The following is a 292-nucleotide window of genomic DNA, read 5'->3' as shown; positions in this document are numbered from 1 at the left end:
CAATCTCAGAAAGTCACAGTTTCTGACGCTAGTGCTCCTACATTATCCGGAGTTCCCGCAGATGTAACTGTAACGTGTGATAATATTCCTGCTGTGGCTACGCCATCAGCTAGCGATGTTTGTGATTCTACCCCTGCTATCACCTTTGCTGAAACTAGTACTAAAGGAATCGATCCTGATCAAGCTTCTTTTTATAACTACGAGATTACAAGAACCTGGACCGCAACAGATGCTGCTGGAAATAGTTCTTCTCAATCTCAGAAAATCACAGTTTCTGACGCTAGTGCTCCAA

1 protein-coding gene is annotated in these 292 nt (G+C 43.5%); it reads left to right on the top strand.

Annotation, left to right across the window (positions count from 1 at the left end; genetic code table 11):
* The coding region (locus ACNKXV_RS14370; protein WP_417908392.1) for a hypothetical protein at positions 1–292 on the top strand (292 nt) is incomplete at both ends.

The organism is Christiangramia aquimixticola (genome assembly GCF_048285835.1).
Classification (GTDB): domain Bacteria; phylum Bacteroidota; class Bacteroidia; order Flavobacteriales; family Flavobacteriaceae; genus Christiangramia; species Christiangramia aquimixticola.
This window is presented reverse-complemented; position numbering and strand designations above follow the sequence as displayed.